The 21,250-nt window shown below is 55.9% G+C and carries 19 protein-coding genes and 1 other RNA gene; 5 read left to right on the forward strand and 15 right to left on the reverse strand.

Going from position 1 to position 21,250, the window contains the following annotated elements:
- The first annotated feature begins 23 nt into the window (after positions 1-23).
- The gene (gene bglA / locus A4308_RS02975) at positions 24-1,457 is read left to right on the forward strand and encodes a 6-phospho-beta-glucosidase BglA (RefSeq protein WP_014885140.1); all 1,434 of its coding nucleotides are present in this window, start codon (positions 24-26) and stop codon (positions 1,455-1,457) included.
- A gap of 88 nt (positions 1,458-1,545) precedes the next feature.
- Here the strand turns inward: bglA and A4308_RS02980 are convergent, their stop codons facing one another.
- The 8 genes from A4308_RS02980 to A4308_RS03015 all read right to left on the reverse strand — a co-directional run bounded on the left by A4308_RS02980 (position 1,546) and on the right by A4308_RS03015 (position 11,579).
- Positions 1,546-2,289: an SDR family oxidoreductase gene (locus A4308_RS02980; protein WP_014885141.1), complete on the reverse strand. Its 744-nt coding sequence runs from the start codon at positions 2,287-2,289 to the stop codon at positions 1,546-1,548.
- A gap of 70 nt (positions 2,290-2,359) precedes the next feature.
- Complete coding sequence (gene gcvP, locus A4308_RS02985; RefSeq protein ID WP_032635606.1) at positions 2,360-5,233, reverse strand: aminomethyl-transferring glycine dehydrogenase; 2,874 nt, start codon at positions 5,231-5,233, stop codon at positions 2,360-2,362.
- Positions 5,234-5,360: 127 nt separating this feature from the next.
- Entirely contained in the window at positions 5,361-5,750 is a 390-nt protein-coding gene (gcvH, locus tag A4308_RS02990; RefSeq protein ID WP_014885143.1) for a glycine cleavage system protein GcvH, read from the reverse strand.
- Positions 5,751-5,773: 23 nt separating this feature from the next.
- Complete coding sequence (gene gcvT, locus A4308_RS02995) at positions 5,774-6,868, reverse strand: glycine cleavage system aminomethyltransferase GcvT (protein WP_045281995.1); 1,095 nt, start codon at positions 6,866-6,868, stop codon at positions 5,774-5,776.
- 397 nt (positions 6,869-7,265) lie between these two features.
- The gene (ubiI, locus tag A4308_RS03000) at positions 7,266-8,468 is read right to left on the reverse strand and encodes an FAD-dependent 2-octaprenylphenol hydroxylase (protein WP_045281994.1); all 1,203 of its coding nucleotides are present in this window, start codon (positions 8,466-8,468) and stop codon (positions 7,266-7,268) included.
- Positions 8,469-8,480: 12 nt separating this feature from the next.
- Complete coding sequence (gene ubiH, locus A4308_RS03005; RefSeq protein ID WP_045134107.1) at positions 8,481-9,659, reverse strand: 2-octaprenyl-6-methoxyphenyl hydroxylase; 1,179 nt, start codon at positions 9,657-9,659, stop codon at positions 8,481-8,483.
- A complete protein-coding gene (gene pepP, locus A4308_RS03010; protein ID WP_086527817.1) occupies positions 9,656-10,969 on the reverse strand; it encodes a Xaa-Pro aminopeptidase in 1,314 nt (437 codons plus the stop codon). Before pepP ends, ubiH begins: the two co-directional genes overlap by 4 nt.
- 31 nt (positions 10,970-11,000) lie before the next feature.
- The gene (locus A4308_RS03015; protein ID WP_014885148.1) at positions 11,001-11,579 is read right to left on the reverse strand and encodes a YecA/YgfB family protein; all 579 of its coding nucleotides are present in this window, start codon (positions 11,577-11,579) and stop codon (positions 11,001-11,003) included.
- A gap of 167 nt (positions 11,580-11,746) precedes the next feature.
- Here A4308_RS03015 and zapA point away from each other — a divergent pair, with 167 nt between their 5' ends.
- The 3 genes from zapA to A4308_RS03030 all read left to right on the forward strand — a co-directional run bounded on the left by zapA (position 11,747) and on the right by A4308_RS03030 (position 12,922).
- A complete protein-coding gene (gene zapA / locus A4308_RS03020; protein WP_006811891.1) occupies positions 11,747-12,076 on the forward strand; it encodes a cell division protein ZapA in 330 nt (109 codons plus the stop codon).
- Between the two features lie 41 nt (positions 12,077-12,117).
- Positions 12,118-12,301, forward strand: a non-coding RNA gene (ssrS, locus tag A4308_RS03025) — 6S RNA.
- 24 nt (positions 12,302-12,325) lie between these two features.
- Positions 12,326-12,922, forward strand: a complete 597-nt coding sequence (locus A4308_RS03030) for a 5-formyltetrahydrofolate cyclo-ligase (RefSeq protein ID WP_014885149.1) — start codon at positions 12,326-12,328, stop codon at positions 12,920-12,922.
- A gap of 115 nt (positions 12,923-13,037) precedes the next feature.
- On the opposite strand, the gene serA is transcribed toward A4308_RS03030, so the two are convergent.
- Both serA and rpiA read right to left on the reverse strand, forming a co-directional pair.
- Entirely contained in the window at positions 13,038-14,270 is a 1,233-nt protein-coding gene (gene serA, locus A4308_RS03035) for a phosphoglycerate dehydrogenase (protein WP_014885150.1), read from the reverse strand.
- A 267-nt stretch (positions 14,271-14,537) separates the two neighbouring features.
- On the reverse strand, positions 14,538-15,197 hold the full coding sequence (gene rpiA, locus A4308_RS03040) for a ribose-5-phosphate isomerase RpiA (RefSeq protein WP_014885151.1): 660 nt from the start codon (positions 15,195-15,197) through the stop codon (positions 14,538-14,540).
- A gap of 127 nt (positions 15,198-15,324) precedes the next feature.
- Between rpiA and argP the strand changes: the two genes are divergently transcribed.
- The gene (gene argP, locus A4308_RS03045; RefSeq protein ID WP_008499727.1) at positions 15,325-16,218 is read left to right on the forward strand and encodes a DNA-binding transcriptional regulator ArgP; all 894 of its coding nucleotides are present in this window, start codon (positions 15,325-15,327) and stop codon (positions 16,216-16,218) included.
- A 44-nt stretch (positions 16,219-16,262) separates the two neighbouring features.
- Here argP and A4308_RS03050 read toward each other — a convergent pair whose 3' ends face one another.
- The 5 genes from A4308_RS03050 to pgk all read right to left on the reverse strand — a co-directional run bounded on the left by A4308_RS03050 (position 16,263) and on the right by pgk (position 21,244).
- Positions 16,263-16,994 (reverse strand): oxidative stress defense protein, encoded by a 732-nt coding sequence (locus A4308_RS03050; RefSeq protein WP_014885152.1) that lies wholly within the window; start codon positions 16,992-16,994, stop codon positions 16,263-16,265.
- Positions 16,995-17,086: 92 nt separating this feature from the next.
- Complete coding sequence (argO, locus tag A4308_RS03055) at positions 17,087-17,722, reverse strand: arginine exporter ArgO (protein ID WP_023338768.1); 636 nt, start codon at positions 17,720-17,722, stop codon at positions 17,087-17,089.
- Between the two features lie 145 nt (positions 17,723-17,867).
- Positions 17,868-18,722, reverse strand: a complete 855-nt coding sequence (gene mscS, locus A4308_RS03060) for a small-conductance mechanosensitive channel MscS (RefSeq protein WP_023331254.1) — start codon at positions 18,720-18,722, stop codon at positions 17,868-17,870.
- A gap of 186 nt (positions 18,723-18,908) precedes the next feature.
- Positions 18,909-19,988 carry a class II fructose-bisphosphate aldolase gene (fbaA, locus tag A4308_RS03065; protein ID WP_014885155.1) on the reverse strand — a complete coding sequence of 360 codons (1,080 nt, stop codon included), beginning with the start codon at positions 19,986-19,988 and terminating at the stop codon, positions 18,909-18,911.
- Positions 19,989-20,080: 92 nt separating this feature from the next.
- A complete protein-coding gene (gene pgk, locus A4308_RS03070) occupies positions 20,081-21,244 on the reverse strand; it encodes a phosphoglycerate kinase (protein WP_014885156.1) in 1,164 nt (387 codons plus the stop codon).
- Positions 21,245-21,250 lie beyond the last annotated feature (6 nt).

Here is a 21,250-nt window from a genome sequence, read left to right on the forward strand (position 1 = left end):
GTCATTTATTGAGAATAGCAGCGATGAAAAAATTGACCTTACCGAAAGATTTTCTATGGGGCGGTGCCGTTGCGGCGCATCAGGTTGAAGGCGGCTGGGACAAAGGCGGCAAGGGGCCGAGCATCTGCGACGTACTGACCGGCGGGGCGCACGGCGTGCCGCGCGAAATCACGCAGGACGTAGTGCCGGGTAAATACTACCCAAATCACGAGGCCATCGATTTCCACGGCCACTACAAAGAAGATATCAAGCTGTTTGCCGAGATGGGCTTCAAATGTTTCCGCACCTCGATTGCCTGGACGCGCATCTTCCCGAAAGGTGACGAAACGCAGCCAAACGAGGAAGGGCTGAAGTTCTATGACGACATGTTCGATGAGCTGCTGAAATACAACATCGAGCCGGTGATCACCCTCTCCCACTTCGAAATGCCGCTGCACCTGGTGCAGGAGTACGGCAGCTGGACCAACCGTAAAGTGGTCGATTTCTTTGTACGCTTCGCGGAAGTGGTTTTTGAGCGCTACAAGCACAAGGTCAAATACTGGATGACCTTCAATGAAATCAACAACCAGCGTAACTGGCGTGCGCCGCTCTTTGGTTATTGCTGCTCAGGCGTGGTCTATACCGAACATGAAAATCCGGAAGAGACCATGTACCAGGTGCTGCACCACCAGTTTGTGGCGAGTGCCCTGGCGGTGAAAGCCGCGCGCCGTATCAATCCGGAGATGAAAGTCGGCTGCATGCTGGCCATGGTGGCGCTCTATCCGTTCTCCTGCAAACCGGAAGACGTGATGTTCGCCCAGGAATCCATGCGCGAGCGCTATGTCTTTACCGATGTTCAGCTGCGTGGCTACTATCCGTCTTACGTACTGAATGAATGGGAGCGCCGCGGTTTCTCCATCAAAATGGACGCAGGCGATGAGCAGATCCTCCGCGAAGGTACCTGCGACTATCTGGGCTTCAGCTACTACATGACCAATGCGGTGAAAGCGGAAGGTGGCACCGGTGACGCGATTTCTGGCTTCGAGGGCAGCGTACCTAATCCGCACGTCAAGGCGTCCGACTGGGGCTGGCAGATTGACCCGGTGGGCCTGCGTTATTCCCTGTGCGAACTATACGAACGCTATCAGAAGCCGCTGTTTATCGTGGAAAACGGCTTCGGTGCTTACGATAAGGTGGAAGAGGATGGCAGCATCAACGATGACTATCGTATCGACTACCTGCGCGCCCACGTTGAAGAGATGATCAAAGCCGTCACCCACGATGGCGTGGATCTGATGGGCTATACGCCATGGGGCTGCATTGACTGCGTGTCATTCACTACAGGCCAGTACAGCAAGCGCTACGGTTTTATCTACGTCAATAAACACGACGACGGCACCGGCGACATGTCGCGTTCCCGTAAGAAAAGCTTCGAATGGTATAAAGGCGTGATTGCCAGCAACGGCGAGCAACTTTAACGCCGTAACGCCGGGCGGCGCTACGCTTGCACCGGCCTACAAAACCTGCGAATCGTAGGCCGGGTAAGGCGAAGCCGCCACCCGGCGTTTATTTCCCGCCCGCCAGTTCAATAAAACTGCCCGTCACGTATGACGCCTTCTCGCTCAGCAGCCAGACTATCGCCTGCGCGACCTCTTCCGGCTGGCCGCCGCGCTGCATCGGCAGTAACGATTTCACGCGATCCACCCGCCCCGGCTCCCCACCAGACGCGTGAATATCGGTATAAATCAGCCCGGGCCGCACGCAGTTTACGCGGATACCCTGCGCCGCTACCTCCAGCGATAATCCGGTAGTCAGGGAATCTACCGCGCCTTTGGAGGCCGCGTAATCGACATACTCCCCCGGCGCGCCCAGACGAGACGCGGCAGAGGAGACATTGACAATCGCGCCACCCTTGCCGCCATGTTTGTGCGACATGCGCTTTACCGCCTCACGGCAGCAGAGAAAATAGCCCGTGACATTGGTGCTCAGCACGCGGTTAATGCGTTCAGCGGACAGATTCTCAATAGTGGATTGCTCAAACAGGATGCCTGCATTATTGACCAGCGCGGTAAGGGGCTCACCTTCGCGATCGAGGCTGTCAAACATGGCCATGACCTGCGCTTCATCGCTAATGTCTGCACGCAGGGCAAATGCTTTTCCACCCGCCTCAACGATCTGATTGATGACGTCCTTTGCGGCTTTGATATTGTGGTGATAGTTCACCGCCACGGTATAACCTTCGCGAGCCAGTTGCAGCGCGGTGGCTTTGCCAATGCCGCGGCTGGCGCCGGTGACCAGTGCAATTGCCATTGTCTTCTCCCAATAAAAAAGCCGGGTGGCGGCTTCGCCTTACCCGGCTTACGTTACTACAGCAAAAAAATTACTGGTATTCGCTCATCGGCACACAGGAGCAGAACAGGTTACGGTCGCCGTATACGTCATCAAGACGCTTCACGGTCGGCCAGTATTTATTCGCCACGCCTGCCGGGAAGACAGCCAGTTCACGGGAATAACCGTGATTCCACTCGGCCACCATCTCGTGCTGGGTGTGCGGAGCGTTAACCAACGGGTTATCTTCCAGCGTCCATTCGCCGTCCTGCACGCGGTCTATCTCCATGCGGATGGCCAGCATCGCGTCAATAAAGCGGTCCAGCTCGGCTTTGCTTTCAGACTCCGTTGGCTCCACCATCAGCGTACCCGCAACCGGGAACGACATGGTTGGTGCGTGGAAGCCGTAGTCGATCAGACGCTTGGCGATATCCAGTTCGCTGATACCCGTCGCTTCTTTCAGCGGACGAATATCGAGGATGCACTCGTGTGCCACACGCCCATCGCGACCGGTGTAAAGCACCGGGAAGGCCGACTTCAGGCGAGTCGCAATATAGTTAGCATTCAGGATCGCGACCTGGCTTGCCTGTTTCAGCCCTTCCGCGCCCATCATGCGGATGTACATCCAGCTGATTGGCAGGATTGAAGCGCTACCGAACGGTGCAGCAGAGACCGCGCCCTGACGGGTCAGCATACCTTCAATCTGCACGACGCTGTGACCCGGCACGAACGGCGCCAGATGCGCTTTCACGCCGATAGGCCCCATGCCCGGACCGCCACCACCGTGTGGGATGCAGAAGGTTTTGTGCAGGTTCAGGTGCGACACGTCCGCGCCGATGAAGCCCGGAGAGGTAATGCCCACCTGAGCATTCATGTTCGCGCCGTCGAGGTACACCTGACCACCGAACTGATGCACCACTTCGCACACTTCGCGGATGGTTTCTTCGTACACGCCGTGAGTCGACGGGTAGGTCACCATGATGCAGGAGAGCTTATCGCCCGCCTGCTCGGCTTTCGCGCGCAGGTCGGCCAGGTCGATGTTACCGTTCTTATCACACGCCACGACCACCACTTCCATGCCCGCCATCTGGGCAGACGCCGGGTTGGTGCCGTGGGCAGAGCTCGGGATCAGGCAGATATCACGGTGGCCTTCGTTACGGCTTTCGTGATAGTGACGGATTGCCAGCAGCCCCGCATATTCACCCTGCGCGCCGGAGTTCGGCTGCATGCAGAGCGCGTCATAACCGGTCAGTTTCACCAGCCAGTCGGAAAGCTGGTTGATCATGACATGATACCCTTCCGCCTGCTCTGGCGGGCAGAACGGGTGCAGCTCGGAGAACTCAGGCCAGGTGATAGGGATCATTTCTGCCGCGGCGTTCAGCTTCATGGTGCACGAGCCCAGCGGGATCATCGCCTGGTTCAGCGCCAGATCTTTGCGCTCCAGAGAGTGCATATAACGCATCATCTCGGTTTCGCTGTGATAACGGTTGAACACAGGATGCGTCAGGATAGCGTCATTGCGCAGCATGCTCTCCTGAATAGAGCGGCTGTCATGCGCGACCTCTTTGTCCAGCGCATCAATATCCAGACCGTGCGCGTCACCCAGCACGACATTAAACAGGTTGACGATATCGTCGCGCGTGGTGGATTCATCAAGGGTGATGCCCACGGCGTGATGAATGTCGCTGCGCAGGTTAATTTGTGCGGCATCCGCACGTGCCAGCACCGCCGCTTTATCTGCGACGTCAACGCACAGCGTGTCGAAGTAGTGCTCATGACGCAGCTTCAGGCCTTTCTGCTGCAGGCCACAGGCCAGAATATCCGCCAGACGGTGGATGCGGCTGGCAATGCGTTTCAGCCCAACCGGGCCGTGGAAGACGGCGTACAGGCTGGCGATGTTTGCCAGCAGAACCTGAGAAGTACAGATATTAGAGTTCGCTTTCTCGCGGCGGATATGCTGCTCGCGAGTCTGCATCGCCATGCGCAGCGCGGTGTTACCGGCGGCATCTTTCGATACGCCAATAATGCGGCCTGGCATGGAACGTTTAAATTCATCTTTCGCGCCAAAGAATGCCGCGTGCGGTCCGCCGTAGCCCATCGGCACGCCGAAACGCTGGGCCGAGCCGAATACAATATCCGCACCCTGTTTGCCCGGAGCCGTCAGCAGCACCAGCGCCATAAAATCAGCGGCAACGCTGACCACCACTTTGCGGGATTTCAGCTCGGCAATCAGTGCGCTGTAATCATGCACTTCGCCGGTGGTACCCACCTGCTGTAACAGCACACCAAAGACGTCCTGGTGATCCAGCACTTTGTCAGCGTCGTCGACAATCACGTCAAAACCAAAGGTTTCCGCACGGGTACGCACCACGTCCAGCGTCTGCGGATGCACGTCCGCCGCCACGAAGAAGCGGTTGGCATTTTTCAGCTTGCTGACGCGTTTTGCCATCGCCATGGCTTCAGCTGCCGCGGTCGCTTCATCCAGCAACGAGGCGGAAGCGATATCCATCCCGGTCAGGTCGAGCGTCACCTGCTGGAAGTTCAGCAGCGCTTCCAGACGGCCCTGGGACACTTCCGGCTGATACGGGGTATAGGCGGTGTACCAGCCCGGGTTTTCCAGCATATTACGCAGGATAACCGGCGGTAACTGCACGTTGGTGTAGCCCATGCCAATGTAAGACTTATAGCGCTTGTTAAGGCCAGCGATGGCCTTCAGCTCCGCCAGTGCGGCGAATTCCGTGGTGGCTTCTCCCACCTGAGGCGGCGTGGCAAGCTGGATGTCTTTTGGCACGATCTGGCCGATCAGTGCGTTTAATGAATCCGCGCCAACCGTTTTCAGCATCTCCTGCTGTTGCTGAGCATCCGGCCCAATGTGACGTTCAATGAAAGCGCCACGGTTTTCAAGCTGGCTTAAAGTCTGTGTCATGAGCGATGGTTCCTGAAACGTGCAGTGAATCGTAGTTATCTGTAACGCTGTTGCCCGGTGGCGCTAACGCTTACCGGGCCTACGTTGATCTGTAGGCCGGATAAGCGCAGCGCCATCCGGCAAAACGTTATTCGTCTTCCAGTAATGCTTCGTACGCGGTCGCATCCAGCAGCGCGGCAACCTGAGATTCGTCACTGGCTTTGATCTTGAAGATCCAGCCACCTTCATAAGGCTCGCTGTTCACCAGCTCCGGCGAATCGCTCAGCGCGTCGTTCACGGCCACAATTTCACCGCTTACCGGTGCGTAGATATCGGATGCTGCTTTAACGGACTCCGCCACGGCGCAGTCATCGCCCGCGCTCACGGTTGCGCCCACTTCCGGCAGGTCAACAAACACCATGTCGCCCAGCAGCTCCTGCGCATGCTCGGTGATCCCTACGGTGTAAGTGCCGTCCGCCTCTTTGCGCAGCCACTCGTGTTCTTTGCTGTATTTCAGTTCTGCTGGCACATTGCTCATTGAAGTTCTCCTGATAAAAATAGTTAGGCGACCGGCTTACCGGCGCGAACAAAAATCGGTTTGGTCACGTTGACCGGCATTTCGCGGTTGCGGATTTGCACCACCGCCGTCTCGCCAATGCCTGCCGGCACGCGAGCCAGTGCAATACTGTAGCCCAGCGTCGGGGAGAAGGACCCGCTGGTGATCACGCCTTCGCGCGGATTGCCGTCGGCATCGGTAAAACGCACCGGCAGTTCTCCGCGCAGCACGCCTTTTTCCTTCATCACCAGACCAACCAGCTGTTCAGTGCCCTTCTCGCGCTGCATTTCCAGCGCTTCACGGCCAATAAACTCACGGTCAGCGGGTTCCCATGCAATGGTCCAGCCCATGTTGGCCGCCAGCGGAGAGACGCCTTCGTCCATCTCCTGACCGTAGAGGTTCATCCCCGCTTCAAGGCGCAGCGTATCGCGCGCGCCCAGGCCAGCCGGCTTCACGCCCGCTTCCACCAGCGCACGCCAGAAATCAGCTGCTTTCTCGTTTGGCATGGCAATTTCATAGCCCGCTTCACCGGTATAGCCGGTCGTGGCAATAAACAGATCGCCCGCCTGCACGCCAAAGAAGGGCCTCATCCCTTCGGTGGCTTTACGCTGCTCGTCGCTGAACAGAGGCGCGGCTTTCGCCTGCGCGTTCGGCCCCTGCACGGCAATCAGCGACAGATCGTCACGGACGGTGATGTCGATGGCATAAGGTTCGGCGTGTTGGGTGATCCAGGAGAGGTCTTTTTCGCGGGTGGCGGAGTTTACAACGAGGCGGAAGAAGTCTTCGGTGAAGTAGTAGACGATAAGGTCATCAATCACGCCACCCGAGGCGTTCAGCATACCGGTATAGAGCGCTTTCCCCGGTGTCTTCAGCTTCGCGACATCGTTCGCCAGCAGATAACGTAGAAACTCCCGGGTGCGGCTACCGCGCAGATCGACAATTGTCATATGGGACACGTCGAACATACCGGCATCGGTGCGCACCGCGTGGTGCTCATCAATTTGCGAGCCGTAGTGCAGCGGCATCATCCAGCCATGGAAATCCACCATGCGGGCGCCGCATAACACGTGCTGTTCGTACAAAGGAGTCTGTTGAGCCATCTTGTCCTCGTTGAAAAATTCACCGTGAAACCCGGTATCGGCCTCGTTTCCGAATGCCGACGCAAACGTTCTCTTTTACCTGAACTTACCACCGAAACCGGCGGTTAACCATAAGGTAAAACGGGTCATCACATTAGCTTATGACCAAAAAACGCTGAAAAGCCTACAGAGTTATTCACTGGAAAAATGCGATTAACCCCGCACAAAATTAACAATGATCTAACAGGATTTAGCACATGGTGATATTTCATGCGGAAAAACGGGCCGAATTTCCGTCACATAAAAATCATGACATTAGATTATCTAATGCGAAAAATGACGTGGAATTAGAATATTTCAAACGAGGGAATTTTCCCGGCACAGAGGCCGGGAAAAGAAAGTGTGACGGGGGTCTATTTTATTTCAGCCAGTCCGGCAGGTCGTTAAGACCCATCGCCTGACGCAGGAATTGAGGTTTGACGCCAGGGAGGGTATCGGCGAGCTTGAGCCCAATATCACGCAGCAGTTTTTTCGCCGGATTTGCCCCGGCAAACAGCTCGCGGAAGCCCTGCATGCCTGCAAGCATCATCGCCGCACTGTGCTTGCGGCTGCGCTCGTAGCGACGCAGATACACATGCTGCCCAATATCTTTACCCTCTCGCTGCAGACGACGCAGCTCTTCTACCAGCTCCGCCGCATCCATAAAGCCGAGATTAACGCCCTGCCCGGCCAGCGGATGAATGGTATGGGCCGCGTCGCCCACCAGCGCCAGACGGTGCGCGGCAAACTGACGCGCATAGCGTCCGGTTAAGGGGAAGACCTGACGCTCGCTCTCAAGAGTACAAAGCCCCAGACGGTTATCAAACGCCACGCACAGTGCCTGGTTAAAGGCCTCTGGCGTCGCCTCATGCATCTGCTGCGCTTTTTCCGGCACCAGAGACCAGACAATTGAGCAGAGATGAGGATCGCTTAACGGCAGGAATGCCAGAATGCCGTCGTTGTGGAAAATCTGGCGCGCCACGCCGCCGTGAGGCTCTTGGGTACGGATCGTCGCCACCATGGCATGATGGCGGTAATCCCAGTAGGTCAGCGGAATATCCGCTTTATTGCGCAGCCAGGAGTTAGCGCCATCAGCACCGACCACCAGACGCGCGGTGAGCATATCGCCACTTTGCAGGGTGATAAACGCCTCGTTTTCGCCCCACGCAACCTGCTGGATTTGCGCAGGCGCAACCAGCGTTACGTCGCTGCACTGCTGAGCTTTCTGCCACAGCGCGTGGTGGATCACCGCATTCTCAATGATGTGACCCAGATGGCTATAGCCCATGCTTTCATCATCAAAAGCAATATGACCAAAGCTGTCTTTGTCCCATACCTCCATGCCGTGATAGCAGCTCGCACGCTGGGCTACGATATCTGACCAGACGCCAAGGCGCGTCAGCAGCTTTTCGCTGGCCGCATTTATTGCCGACACGCGGAGTTCCGGCGGGGCATCAGGTGCGACGGGCTGAGGCTGCTTTTGCTCCAGCACGGCCACACGCAGGCCGCTGCCTTGTAATCCGCAGGCCAGGGCCAGTCCAACCATTCCGCCGCCAACGATGGCAACATCAACATTTTGCACAGTGATAACTCCTTAACGCGCGACCCAACCCAGGGTCCGCTGCGCCAGCACGTCGCGTGCCGGAATGAACAGTTCCATCGCCATCAGCCCGAGGTTGCGACCGGCAACCAGCGGCGCCCAGCGATTGGCAAAGAGATGGACTAAACCATCGGTAACGCCGATTGTCGCCTCTTTATCGGCCTGACGTCGCTTCTGGTAATGGCTGAGTACCGGGTATGCGCCGCAATCTTTCTGTTCGCTCCACGCTTGCGAAAGCGCTTCGGCCAGGCTCATCACATCCCGCAGACCCAGATTAAAACCCTGACCCGCGATGGGGTGAAGCGTTTGCGCGGCGTTGCCGACCAGCGCCACGCGGTGCGAAACAGACTGTGATGCGGTAGTTAACGACAGCGGGTATACCGCACGTTTTCCCGCATGGGTAATGCGACCCAGCCGCCAACCAAACGCTTTCTGCAGTTCACTGCAAAAACGTTCGTCGGACCAGGCCTTAACGTCTTCCGCCTTTTCCTGCGGATGGCACCAGACCAGCGAGCAACGACCATCCGACATCGGCAGCATCGCCAGCGGACCGTGCTGCGTGAAGCGCTCAAACGCCCGGCCGTTGTGTTCTGCGGCAGTAGAGACGTTCGCAATGACCGCAACCTGCCCGTAAGGCTGCTGCTGCCACTCAACGCCGCACTGGGTTGCGAGCGCCGAGCGCGACCCGTCCGCCGCCACAAGAAGCTGGCCGTCGAGAACGGTGCCATTATCCAGCGTCACGCTGACCGTTTCTTCACTGCGGGTAAAGCTCGCAACGCGTGACGGACAATGCAGGATCACGCCTGGCGCGTCCTGCAACAGACGAAACAGGCGCAGGCCAACATCATGGAGTTCAACGACCTGACCCAGGGCGTCAATACGATAATCATGGGCATCCAGCGTCACAAACCCGGCATGGCCGCGATCGCTCACATGCACGGTATGAATGGCGGTGGCGCAGTCGGCAATCGCCTGCCAGATGCCAATTCGGGAAAGCTGTTGGCAGGTTCCCTGCGCCAGGGCAATGGCGCGAGAATCAAAGCCGGGGTGATTCTTCGTTTGTGGTGCAACCGCCTCAACGAGATGCACCGGAAGCTGCCCCTTCGTCAAATGCGAGATCGCCAGTGCCAGGGTGGCGCCGGTCATGCCGCCGCCAACGATAATCACGCTCATACGCGTGCCGCTGCCATCAGCGCCTCGATATCGTCTGCGTGTTTCACCACGCTCGCGGTCAGGTTTTCGTTACCGGTTTCGGTGATGACGATGTCATCTTCAATACGAATGCCAATTCCGCGGTACGCTTCGGGCACATCGGCATCCGGCGCGATATACAGCCCCGGCTCGACGGTCAGCACCATGCCCGGTTCCAGCACGCGTGAACGGTCGGTACCGTACGCCCCCACATCATGCACATCCAGCCCCAGCCAGTGGCTCAGGCCGTGCATAAAGTACGGACGATGCGCATTTTCGGCGATCAGGGTGTCCACGTCGCCTTTCAGGATGCCAAGCTTCACCAGTCCGGTAATCATGATGCGCACAACTTCGCCGGTCACCTCCTGAATGGACGTGCCCGGGCGATACAGCGTGAGCGCCGTTTCAAGTGATTCGAGAACGATGTCATAAATTGCTCGTTGCGCGGGCGAGAACTTACCGTTCACCGGGAAAGTACGGGTGATGTCACCCGCGTAGCCCTGATATTCGCAACCGGCGTCAATCAGCACCAGATCGCCATCGCGCAGCGCACTTTCGTTTTCGGTGTAATGCAGAATGCAGCCGTTCTCCCCGCCGCCGACAATGGTGTTGTATGACGGGAAGCGCGCGCCGTGACGGTTAAATTCGTGGTGAATTTCGCCTTCCAGCTGGTATTCGAACAGACCAGGACGGCATTTTTCCATGGCGCGGGTGTGTGCCAGGGCGCTGATTTCGCCAGCGCGGCGCATCACGTTCAGCTCTTCTTCAGATTTGAACAGGCGCATCTCATGCACCACCGGACGCCAGTCCGTCAGCGTGGCCGGCGCGGACAGATTCTGACGCGAGCCTTTGCGCAGCTTATCCAGAGCGGTGAAAACAATCTCATCGGCGTACGCATATTCGCCCTGTGCGTGATAAAGCACGTCGAGGCCGTTGAGCAACTGATAGAGCTGCTGATTGATTTCGCTAAACGCCAGCGCGCGGTCGACGCCCAGCTTCTCCGGTGCGGCCTCTTGCCCTAAGCGGCGGCCAAACCAGATTTCAGCGGTTAAATCGCGTACGCGGTTAAAAATCACGCTGTGGTTGTGGGTGTCATTACTCTTAATCAGCACCAGGACCGCTTCCGGCTCGTTAAAGCCGGTGAAGTACCAGAAATCGCTATTCTGGCGATAGGGGTATTCGCTGTCGGCACTGCGCGTCACTTCCGGCGCGGCAAAAATCAGCGCCGCACTGCCGGGCTGCATTTTTGCCAGCAGCGCCTGACGACGGCGCAAATACTCTTGTTGCGAGATAACCATGACACCCTCCTGTGCGTTATTTTTCTCAATGTAAGGTTGGCTTACGAACTTCCGGCGCGGTCGGCTGTGAGCGCGTAAAGTTGTCGTGGCACAGCAGCGCCGCCACGCGCACGTACTCAATAATCTCTTCGAGGGACATTTCCAGCTCTTCCTGGTCTTCCTCTTCATCGTAGCCGAGCTGGGCGATGTTACGCAGATCGTCGATCGCTTCACCCGCTTCGCCGGTCACTTTATCAAGCTTAGGCTGGGTTACGCCCAGGCCAAGCAGATAGTGGTTTACCCAACCCGCGAGCGCATCGGCACGATCGAAGACGCTGACGTCATCACCTTCAGGCAGATAAAGCTGAAAAAGGAAGCCATCGTCTTCCAGCGAATCACTGGTTGCCGCATGCATTTTACGCAGCGATTCTGCCAGCTCGTGGCCAAACGCCAGCCCTTCGTTCGTGAGGTCGTGGATCAGCGGCTGCCATGAGCTGTCGCTGTTTCCGCCGCACAGTATGCCGCTGATCAGACCGTGCATTTCGGCAGGGGTAAGTCCGACTCCCTGCTGGTTCAGTAACTGGTTTAAATCCTTGTAACCAGGCATTTCGTTCTGTATAGACATACGCATTCGTCATCAAAGGGAGGATATTCATGATATGCTACCACTTTGGACCCTGGTGATACCAGAAAAGGGCTTGTATCTTCACATCAGGGTAGCTATAGTGTCGCCCCTTCGCAGCCCCCGGGGCAGTAAGCGAAGGCAGCGCAGTCAATCAGCAGGAAGGTGGCATGTCTGCACAACCCGTCGATCTCCAGATTTTTGGCCGTTCACTGCGAGTGAATTGTCCGCCTGAACAAAGGGATGCTTTGAATCAGGCTGCGGACGATTTGAATCAGCGGTTGCAAGATCTAAAAGAACGCACTAGAGTCACAAATACTGAGCAGCTGGTTTTCATCGCCGCGTTGAACATCAGCTATGAACTGACTCAGGAAAAAGCGAAGACCCGCGACTACGCGGCTAGCATGGAGCAGCGCATTAAAATGCTCCAGCAGACCATAGAACAGGCATTGCTTGATCAAGGTCGCAATCCCGAAAGACCGGGACCAAAGTTTGAATAACACTTCTCAGTTGACTATGGTAGAGTAACTGTGAAGACAAAATTTCTCTGAGATGTTCGCAAGCGGGCCAGTCCCCTGAGCCGATATTTCATACCACAAGAATGTGGCGCTCCATGGTTGGTGAGCATGCTCGGTCCGTCCGAGAAGCCTTAAAACTATGACGACACATTCACCTTGAACCAAGGGTTCAAGGGTTACAGCCTGCGGCGGCATCTCGGAGATTCCCTCTTTCTTCTTCTACCTACTACCATGACTCAATTCCCTGAAGTTTCTGCCTCACGCCAGGATATCCGTCAACTTATTCGCCAGCGTCGTCGTGCACTTACGGCTGAACAACAGTCGCATTTTGCCCAGCAGGCCGCCGCCCGCATGATGGCGTGGCCCCCGGTGGTTATGGCTAACACGGTCGCTCTGTTCCTGTCGTTTGATGGCGAGCTCGATACCCAACCACTTATCGACCAGCTCTGGCGCGCCGGGAAGAAGGTTTATCTGCCGGTGCTGCATCCTTTTAGCAAAGGCAATCTTCTGTTTCTGCACTACCATCCGCACAGCGAGCTGGTGGTGAATCGTCTGAAAATTACCGAGCCCAAACTCGACGTGCGCGACGTGCTCCCGCTGTCACAGCTGGACGTGCTGATTACGCCGCTGGTGGCGTTTGATGAACAGGGTCAGCGCCTGGGCATGGGCGGCGGTTTTTATGACAGAACGCTGCAAAACTGGCAGCAGTACGGATTACAGCCGGTGGGGTATGCGCATGATTGCCAGGCTGTAGAAGCGTTGCCCGTCGAGAAATGGGATGTGCCGTTGCCAGCGGTGGTGACGCCATCGACGTTGTGGGAGTGGTGAAACAGGCGTGCAGCCTGATGCCCTCACCCCAGCCCTCTCCCACAGGGAGAGGGTGAAAACATAAAAAACGGTAACGATAGTTACCGTTTTGCATTTACCTCGCCACCCGACACCATCAGTAAAGCAGACGCGCGCGAATCGTCCCCGGAATAGCTTTCATGCTCTGCAGCGCTTTCTCGGCAACATCTTCATCCGCTTCGATATCAATTACCACGTAACCCATCTGCGAGTTAGTTTGCAGGTACTGGGCGGCAATGTTGACGCTCTGCTCGGCAAAGATTTGGTTGATAGCCGTCAGCACGCCAGGACGGTTTTCGTGGATGTGCAGCAGACGGCGACCACCGTGCAGCGGCAGAGACACTTCCGGGAAGTTCACCGCAGAGAGCGTGGAACCGTTGTCGGAGTATTTGCTCAGCTTACCCGCCACTTCAAGGCCGATATTCTCCTGCGCTTCCTGAGTAGACCCGCCGATGTGTGGCGTCAGGATCACGTTGTCGAATTCGCAGAGCGGAGAGTTAAACGGATCGCTGTTGGTGGCTGGCTCCGTCGGGAACACGTCAATGGCCGCCCCCGCCAGATGCTTACGCTTCAGAGCATCGCACAGCGCAGGGATGTCGACCACCGTACCGCGCGCGGCGTTGATCAGCAGTGAGCCTGGTTTCATCAGCGCCAGCTCTTCTGCACCCATCATGTTTTTGGTGGACGCATTTTCCGGCACATGCAGGCTTACCACGTCGCTCATGTTCAGCAGGTCAGAGAGATGCTGCACCTGCGTCGCATTCCCTAGCGGCAGCTTGCTTTCGATATCGTAAAAGTAGACGTGCATCCCCAGAGATTCCGCCAGAATCCCCAGCTGAGTACCGATGTGGCCATAGCCGATGATACCCAGTTTTTTACCGCGCGCTTCGTATGAGCCCGCAGCCAGTTTGTTCCACACGCCGCGGTGCGCTTTGGCGTTAGCCTCCGGAATACCGCGCAGCAGCAGCAGTAATTCGCCAATCACCAGCTCCGCCACGGAACGGGTGTTGGAGAACGGGGCGTTAAATACCGGGATACCGCGTTTGGCGGCAGCATTCAGATCAACCTGGTTGGTACCGATGCAGAAACAGCCAATCGCAACCAGCTTCTCCGCCGCAGCAATAACGTCTTCCGTCAGTTGAGTACGGGATCGCAGGCCAATGAAATGGGCATCACGGATGGACGCTTTCAGCTCTTCGGTATCGAGCGCGCCCTTGTGAAATTCGATGTTGGTGTAACCCGCCGCACGAAGGCTATCAAGCGCTTTCTGATGCACGCCCTCGACCAGCAGGAATTTAATCTTGTCTTTCTCCAGTGATACCTTTGCCATTTCCCCGACCCTGTTTTTTATCTGAACTGATGTTGTGCTGGATTGAAATCCGCTGTAGCCAACATATCAAAAAAAACTATTGCAGCAATATGAACGTTTGCGTCGGCACTCTGAAGAAAAGTCATACAGGGCAAAATGACAGAGCAAAATGCTAAGGAAATTTACAAACGTGGCAGGATCGGCAAAAGAGGTGGAAAAACGTGACACAAGTCACCGAATTTAGCTTTTAAAAAATTTTTTAGCGGGGGGAGCGCTCCCCCCGTCAGATCATTTTACGATGGTTTTCACACCGTCAGCGGTGCCGATCAGCGCCACATCCGCGCCACGGTTGGCGAACAGCCCTACGGTGACAACGCCTGGAATAGCGTTAATCGCATTTTCCAGGGCAATCGCGTCGAGAATTTCCAGGCCGTGCACGTCGAGGATCACGTTACCGTTATCAGTGACCACACCCTGACGGTATTCCGGACGACCACCCAGCTTCACCAGCTGACGGGCAACCGCACTACGCGCCATCGGGATCACTTCGACCGGCAGCGGGAAATTACCCAGAATATCGACCTGCTTGGAGGCGTCAGCGATGCAGATAAATTTGTCTGCAACGGAAGCGATGATCTTTTCACGGGTCAGCGCTGCGCCACCGCCTTTGATCATCTGCATGTGGCCGTTGATTTCGTCTGCGCCATCAACGTAAATCCCAAGACGATCCACTTCGTTGAGATCGAAAACGGTAATGCCGAGGCTTTTCAGCTTTTCCGTGGACGCATCAGAGCTCGAAACCGCGCCCTCGATCTGCCCCTTCATCGTGCCCAGCGCATCGATAAAGTGTGCCGCCGTTGACCCCGTACCAACACCGACAATGGTACCTGGCTGTACGTACTGGAGAGCGGCCCATCCTACTGCTTTTTTCAGTTCATCCTGCGTCATGATCGTTTTGCCTGTGGTGTGAAAACTCAGGGCGCATTATAGAACACGTCGAATGGATTTCGTCTGCCACAAAGGGAAAATTGTGTCATAGTGCAGATTAAGCAAAATTTAGGAGCCAGCCAGAGCAATGAAACGTCCGGACTACAGAACACTACAGGCACTTGATGCAGTTATTCGTGAACGCGGTTTTGAGCGCGCAGCGCAAAAGCTGTGTATCACCCAGTCCGCCGTATCACAGCGTATCAAACAGCTTGAAAACATGTTCGGGCAGCCGCTGCTGGTGCGTACCGTGCCGCCTCGCCCAACGGAGCAAGGTCAAAAGCTCCTCGCCCTGCTGCGCCAGGTTGAGCTGCTGGAAGACGAGTGGCTGGGTGACGAACAAACGGGCTCCACGCCGCTGCTCCTCTCTCTGGCGGTCAACGCCGACAGTCTGGCAACCTGGTTACTGCCCGCCCTTGCCCCGGTTCTGGCCGACTCCCCTATTCGCCTGAATCTACAGGTTGAAGATGAAACCCGTACCCAGGAACGTCTGCGTCGCGGTGAAGTTGTTGGGGCGGTCAGTATTCAGCCTCAGGCGCTGCCAAGCTGCCTGGTGGATCAACTGGGGGCGCTGGACTACCTGTTTGTGGGTTCAAAAGCCTTTGCGGAGCGCTACTTCCCTAACGGCGTCACCCGCGCCGCGCTGCTGAAGGCGCCTGCCGTGGCGTTTGACCATCTGGACGATATGCATCAGGCGTTCCTGCAGCAGAACTTTGACCTGCCGCCGGGCAGCGTGCCGTGCCATATCGTCAACTCGTCTGAAGCTTTTGTGCAGCTTGCGCGTCAGGGCACTACCTGCTGTATGATCCCGCATCTGCAGATTGAGAAAGAGTTGAAAAGCGGTGAGTTGATTGATTTAACGCCGGGGCTGTATCAGCGCCGGATGCTCTACTGGCATCGTTTTGCGCCGGAAAGCCGCATGATGCGCAACGTCACCGATGCACTGCTGGCGTATGGGCATAAGGTGTTGAGACAGGATTAAAAAGAAAAAGCCGGGTGGCGGCTACGCCTTACCCGGCCTACAGGTTACTGAGCCGGTTTCGGCTGTGCTGCAACGGGCTCCAGCTGGAACACCACATCCACCTGATCGTCGAACTGAATGGTTGGCTGCTCGTAAGTTTCCTGCGCAGAAACCGGTGCCGCGTCAGCCTTCATCATCCGTACCATCGGGCTTGGCTGATAGTTAGAGACGTGGTAACGCACGCTGTATACCGGGCCAAGCTTGCTCTTGAAGCCGGACGCCAGTTGTTCAGCCTGGTGAATGGCATCATCAATCGCCGCTTTACGCGCTTCGTCTTTGTATTTCTCCGGTTGCGCAACGCCCAGCGACACGGAACGGATTTCGTTCAGACCGGCCTTCAGCGCACCATCCAGCAGTGAATTCAGCTTGTCCAGCTGACGCACGGTCACTTCAACCGTACGCACGGCACGGTAGCCTTTCAGGATGCTTTTGCCGTTCTGGTAGTCGTAATCCGGTTGGGTACGCAGGTTAGCAGAGCTGATGTCTTTCTTGGCGACACCGTTCTGTTCCAGGAAGGAGAGATATTGCGCAACGCGGTCGTCCGCCTGTTTTTTGGCAGAGGCGGCATCTTTCGCAGCCACGTTGACTTCAATTGCCAGGGTTGCAACATCCGGTACCGCGTCCACGCTTGCGGTGCCTGACGTGACAATGTGCGGGCCATCCGGCAGTTCACTCGCCTGCGCCGACACCGCACCTAAACTCACTAATGCCGCCAGGGCCATCACTTTAAACTTCACTGTCATTCCTCCATGTTGCGAAGAGTGCCCCAGAAACAGGGCGCATGCCAGCAAGCTTAGCGGGTCTGGCTCAGTTGTCCATAAGACAACGCTTAGTTGAGCAAACCCTGAACATGATGAACGCCCTCTTTCGCCAGCTGGAAAGCGATAAACCACATCACCAGACCGACCAGCGTATTAATGATGCGCTGGGCTTTGGCGGTCCGCAGTCGTGGCGCCAGCCACGCCGCCAGAATCGCAAGACCGAAGAACCACAGGAACGACGCGCTGACGGTTCCCAGCGCAAACCAGCGTTTAGGCTCAACGTCTAACTGTCCGCCGAGGCTACCCAGCACCACGAAGGTATCCAGATAGACATGCGGGTTAAGCCAGGTCACCGCCAGCATGGTGACGATAATCTTCCAGCGCCCCTGCTTCATCACTTCAGCGCTTGCCAGTTCGAGGTTACTGCTCATCGCCGTTTTCAACGCACCGAATCCGTACCACAGCAGGAAGGCCACACCGCCCCAGGTCACCAGCGCCAGCAGCCACGGCGACTGCATCAGAAGCGCACTCCCGCCAAAAATCCCGGCGCAGATCAGCAGCAAATCGCTCACCGCGCACAGCAGGGCAATCATCAGATGATACTGGCGGCGAATACCCTGGTTCATCACGAACGCATTCTGGGGGCCGAGGGGAAGGATCATGGCCGCACCTAAAGCAAGCCCTTGAAAGTAATAGGATAACATGACGAAATTCTCACAGTAATGTTCTGGATGCAGACTATACTGCGCGAATCACATTAGAGGAAATGGATAATATTAATTGGGGATTAGCGGGGCTTATAAAAGTAAAGCCCGGTGGCGCTGACGCTTACCGGGCCTGGGTGTGACGTTACTCTGCTTCTTTGACTTTTTTGACGTTTACGTCCATCTGCGGATACGGGAAGCTGATGCCGTTGGCGTCAAACTCACGCTTAATACGTTCCAGCACGTCCCAGTATACGTTTTGCAGATCGCTGCTTTTGCTCCAGATACGCACCACGAAGTTGATAGAGGACGCGCCCAGTTCGTTCAGGCGTATAGTCTGCTCTTTATCCTTCAGAATACGATCGTCGGAGGCAATGATGTTGCTAATCAGTGACTTCACCTGATCGATATCAGAGTCGTACGCTACGCTGATAATCAACTCATTACGACGTACCGGCTCACGGGAGAAGTTGGTGATGTTCCCGTCGATGACCTTCTTGTTCGGCACTATCACGATTTTACCGTCTATCGAACGCAGCGTGGTGGAGAAAATCTGCACATTCAGCACGGTACCCGCCGTGCCGCCAAGATCGACATATTCACCGGCGCGGAACGGACGGAAGGTGACCAGCAGAACGCCAGCCGCCAGGTTAGCGAGCGAGCCCTGAAGTGCCAGACCAACGGCCAGACCGGCGGCACCCAGCACGGCAATGACGGAGGCGGTCTGAACACCAACACGGCCTAATGCCGCAATGAGGGTAAACGCGATAATGCCATAGCGCACCAGCGCTGACAGGAAATCAGCAACCGTGGCGTCAATGTGGCGAGTGAGCATGACGCGATTGATGGCTCGGGAAACGGTACGGGCAACAATCATCCCCACGACAATAATGGCAATTGCCGCCGCAATATTCACGGCGTAGCTGATGAGCAGCGCCTGATTGCGCACCAGCCAGGAGCCAGCGTTATTGATGCTATCTACAACACCGAGATCTTCCATTTATCTTTCCTTATGCTCTTATAAACAACAAAAACCATCCCATAGCGAGACAGGCAGGTCAGTAAAGGGTAAACAAAAAGTACGCGTATTGCCAAGCAGATCACAAAAACAGGTATTGCAGGATATTGAAAAAGCATAAAAAAAGGCCCGCTATTGCGGGCCTTTTAACGCTTTCAGCAGCTCAAATTACAGAACGTCAACCGCGTTCAGTTCTTTGAATGCCTGCTCCAGACGAGTAATCATTGAAGTCTGTGCAGCGCGCAGCCATACGCGTGGATCGTAGTATTTCTTGTTCGGCTGGTCTTCGCCTTTCGGGTTGCCCAGCTGACCCTGCAGGTAAGCTTCGTTAGCTTTGTAGTACTGCAGGATACCGTCCCAGGTAGCCCACTGGGTGTCGGTATCGATGTTCATTTTCACCACACCGTAGCTGACGGAGTCTTTGATTTCCTGAGCAGAAGAACCGGAACCGCCGTGGAAGACGAAGTTCAGGCTGTTGTGAGGCAGGTTGTGTTTCTTAGAAACGTATTCCTGAGAATCACGCAGGATGGTTGGAGTCAGAACCACGTTACCTGGTTTGTAAACGCCGTGTACGTTACCGAAGGACGCTGCAATGGTGAAGCGTGGGCTGATTTTGCTCAGCTCGGTGTACGCGTAATCAACGTCTTCTGGCTGGGTGTACAGGGCAGAAGCGTCCATGTGGCTGTTGTCCACGCCGTCTTCTTCACCACCGGTGCAACCCAGTTCGATTTCCAGAGTCATGCCCATTTTGGCCATGCGCGCCAGGTACTTAGAGCAGATTTCGATGTTTTCGTGCAGTGACTCTTCAGACAGGTCGATCATGTGAGAAGAGAACAGTGGTTTACCGGTGGCTGCGAAGTGTTTTTCACCCGCGTCCAGCAGACCGTCGATCCACGGCAGCAGTTTCTTCGCGCAGTGGTCGGTGTGCAGGATAACAGGAACACCGTAGTGCTCAGCCATCTGGTGTACGTGGTGCGCACCAGAGATAGCGCCCAGGATAGCAGCACCCTGAGGAATGTCAGTTTTCACGCCTTTGCCCGCGATGAACGCAGCACCACCGTTAGAGAACTGAACGATAACCGGTGCTTTAACTTTGGCAGCGGTTTCCAGTACGGCGTTGATGGAGTCGGTACCTACGCAGTTAACTGCTGGCAGAGCGAAGTTGTTTTCTTTAGCTACCTGGAACACTTTCTGTACGTCATCACCAGTGATAACGCCAGGTTTTACGAAATCAAAAATTTTAGACATGTTGCTTAGTCCTGTATCTTCGGCCGTTAGAAAAGGTGCGAGCTCTGATAAGCGCGCTGAAAATTGGGCAGGTTTCCCTGCCCTTGAATGGCTTACTTCTTAGCGCGCTCTTCGAGCATTGCTACTGCTGGCAGAACTTTGCCTTCCACGAATTCGAGGAATGCACCGCCACCAGTGGAGATGTAGGAGATCTTGTCAGCGATACCGAACAGATCGATAGCTGCCAGGGTGTCACCACCGCCTGCGATAGAGAACGCTTCGCTGTCTGCAATAGCGTTAGCCACGATTTCAGTCCCTTTGCGGAAGTTCGGGAATTCGAACACGCCAACAGGACCGTTCCACAGGATAGTTTTTGCGTTTTTCAGGATATCAGCCAGTTTTTGTGCAGAAACGTCGCCCAGGTCCAGAATCTGCTCTTCATCTTTGATGTCGTTAACAGATTTCAGGGTCGCGGTTGCGGTTTCGGAGAACTCGGTCGCCACGCGAACGTCAGTTGGAACCGGGATGTCACAGGTGCCCAGCAGGCGTTTCGCTTCGTCAACCAGGTCCGCTTCATACAGGGATTTACCCACGTTGTGGCCTTGAGCAGCAACGAAGGTGTTCGCGATACCACCGCCAACGATCAGCTGGTCAGCGATTTTTGACAGAGAATCCAGCACGGTCAGTTTGGTAGACACTTTAGAACCACCAACGATAGCGACCATTGGACGAGCAGGTTCTTTCAGCGCTTTGCCCAGTGCTTCCAGTTCGTCAGCCAGCAGAGGACCCGCACATGCTACGTCTGCAAATTTACCGATACCGTGGGTAGAGGCCTGAGCACGGTGCGCCGTACCAAATGCATCCATCACGAAGACGTCGCACAGTGCAGCGTATTTCTTAGACAGGGTTTCGTCGTCTTTCTTTTCGCCTTTGTTGAAGCGAACGTTTTCCAGAACAACCAGCTCACCAGCAGCCACTTCAACGCCGTCCAGGTAATCTTTTACCAGGCGAACCGGGTTGGACAGTTTGTCTTTCAGGTAATTAACCACTGGCAGCAGAGAGAACTCTTCGTTGTACTCGCCTTCGGTAGGACGACCCAGGTGGGAGGTGACCATCACTTTCGCGCCCTGCTTCAGAGCCAGTTCGATGGTTGGCAGGGATGCACGGATACGCGCGTCGCTGGTCACTTTACCCTCTTTAACCGGTACGTTCAGATCAGCACGGATGAAAACGCGTTTACCAGCCAGATCCAGATCGGTCATCTTAATTACAGACATGGTGAA

The organism is Enterobacter sp. ODB01 (assembly GCF_001623605.1).
Classification (GTDB): domain Bacteria; phylum Pseudomonadota; class Gammaproteobacteria; order Enterobacterales; family Enterobacteriaceae; genus Enterobacter; species Enterobacter kobei.

Bases quoted from the DNA above. Each gene is read 5' to 3' on its own strand.
- serA (WP_014885150.1), bottom strand. From the start codon at position 14,270: ATGGCAAAGGTATCACTGGAGAAAGACAAGATTAAATTCCTGCTGGTC.
- bglA (WP_014885140.1), top strand. From the start codon at position 24: ATGAAAAAATTGACCTTACCGAAAGATTTTCTATGGGGCGGTGCCGTT.
- rpiA (WP_014885151.1), bottom strand. From the start codon at position 15,197: ATGACGCAGGATGAACTGAAAAAAGCAGTAGGATGGGCCGCTCTCCAG.
- zapA (WP_006811891.1), top strand. From the start codon at position 11,747: ATGTCTGCACAACCCGTCGATCTCCAGATTTTTGGCCGTTCACTGCGA.
- argO (WP_023338768.1), bottom strand. From the start codon at position 17,722: ATGTTATCCTATTACTTTCAAGGGCTTGCTTTAGGTGCGGCCATGATC.
- pgk (WP_014885156.1), bottom strand. From the start codon at position 21,244: ATGTCTGTAATTAAGATGACCGATCTGGATCTGGCTGGTAAACGCGTT.
- gcvH (WP_014885143.1), bottom strand. From the start codon at position 5,750: ATGAGCAATGTGCCAGCAGAACTGAAATACAGCAAAGAACACGAGTGG.
- gcvT (WP_045281995.1), bottom strand. From the start codon at position 6,868: ATGGCTCAACAGACTCCTTTGTACGAACAGCACGTGTTATGCGGCGCC.
- mscS (WP_023331254.1), bottom strand. From the start codon at position 18,722: ATGGAAGATCTCGGTGTTGTAGATAGCATCAATAACGCTGGCTCCTGG.
- A4308_RS02980 (WP_014885141.1), bottom strand. From the start codon at position 2,289: ATGGCAATTGCACTGGTCACCGGCGCCAGCCGCGGCATTGGCAAAGCC.
- gcvP (WP_032635606.1), bottom strand. From the start codon at position 5,233: ATGACACAGACTTTAAGCCAGCTTGAAAACCGTGGCGCTTTCATTGAA.
- fbaA (WP_014885155.1), bottom strand. From the start codon at position 19,988: ATGTCTAAAATTTTTGATTTCGTAAAACCTGGCGTTATCACTGGTGAT.
- ubiH (WP_045134107.1), bottom strand. From the start codon at position 9,659: ATGAGCGTGATTATCGTTGGCGGCGGCATGACCGGCGCCACCCTGGCA.
- A4308_RS03030 (WP_014885149.1), top strand. From the start codon at position 12,326: ATGACTCAATTCCCTGAAGTTTCTGCCTCACGCCAGGATATCCGTCAA.
- A4308_RS03015 (WP_014885148.1), bottom strand. From the start codon at position 11,579: ATGTCTATACAGAACGAAATGCCTGGTTACAAGGATTTAAACCAGTTA.
- argP (WP_008499727.1), top strand. From the start codon at position 15,325: ATGAAACGTCCGGACTACAGAACACTACAGGCACTTGATGCAGTTATT.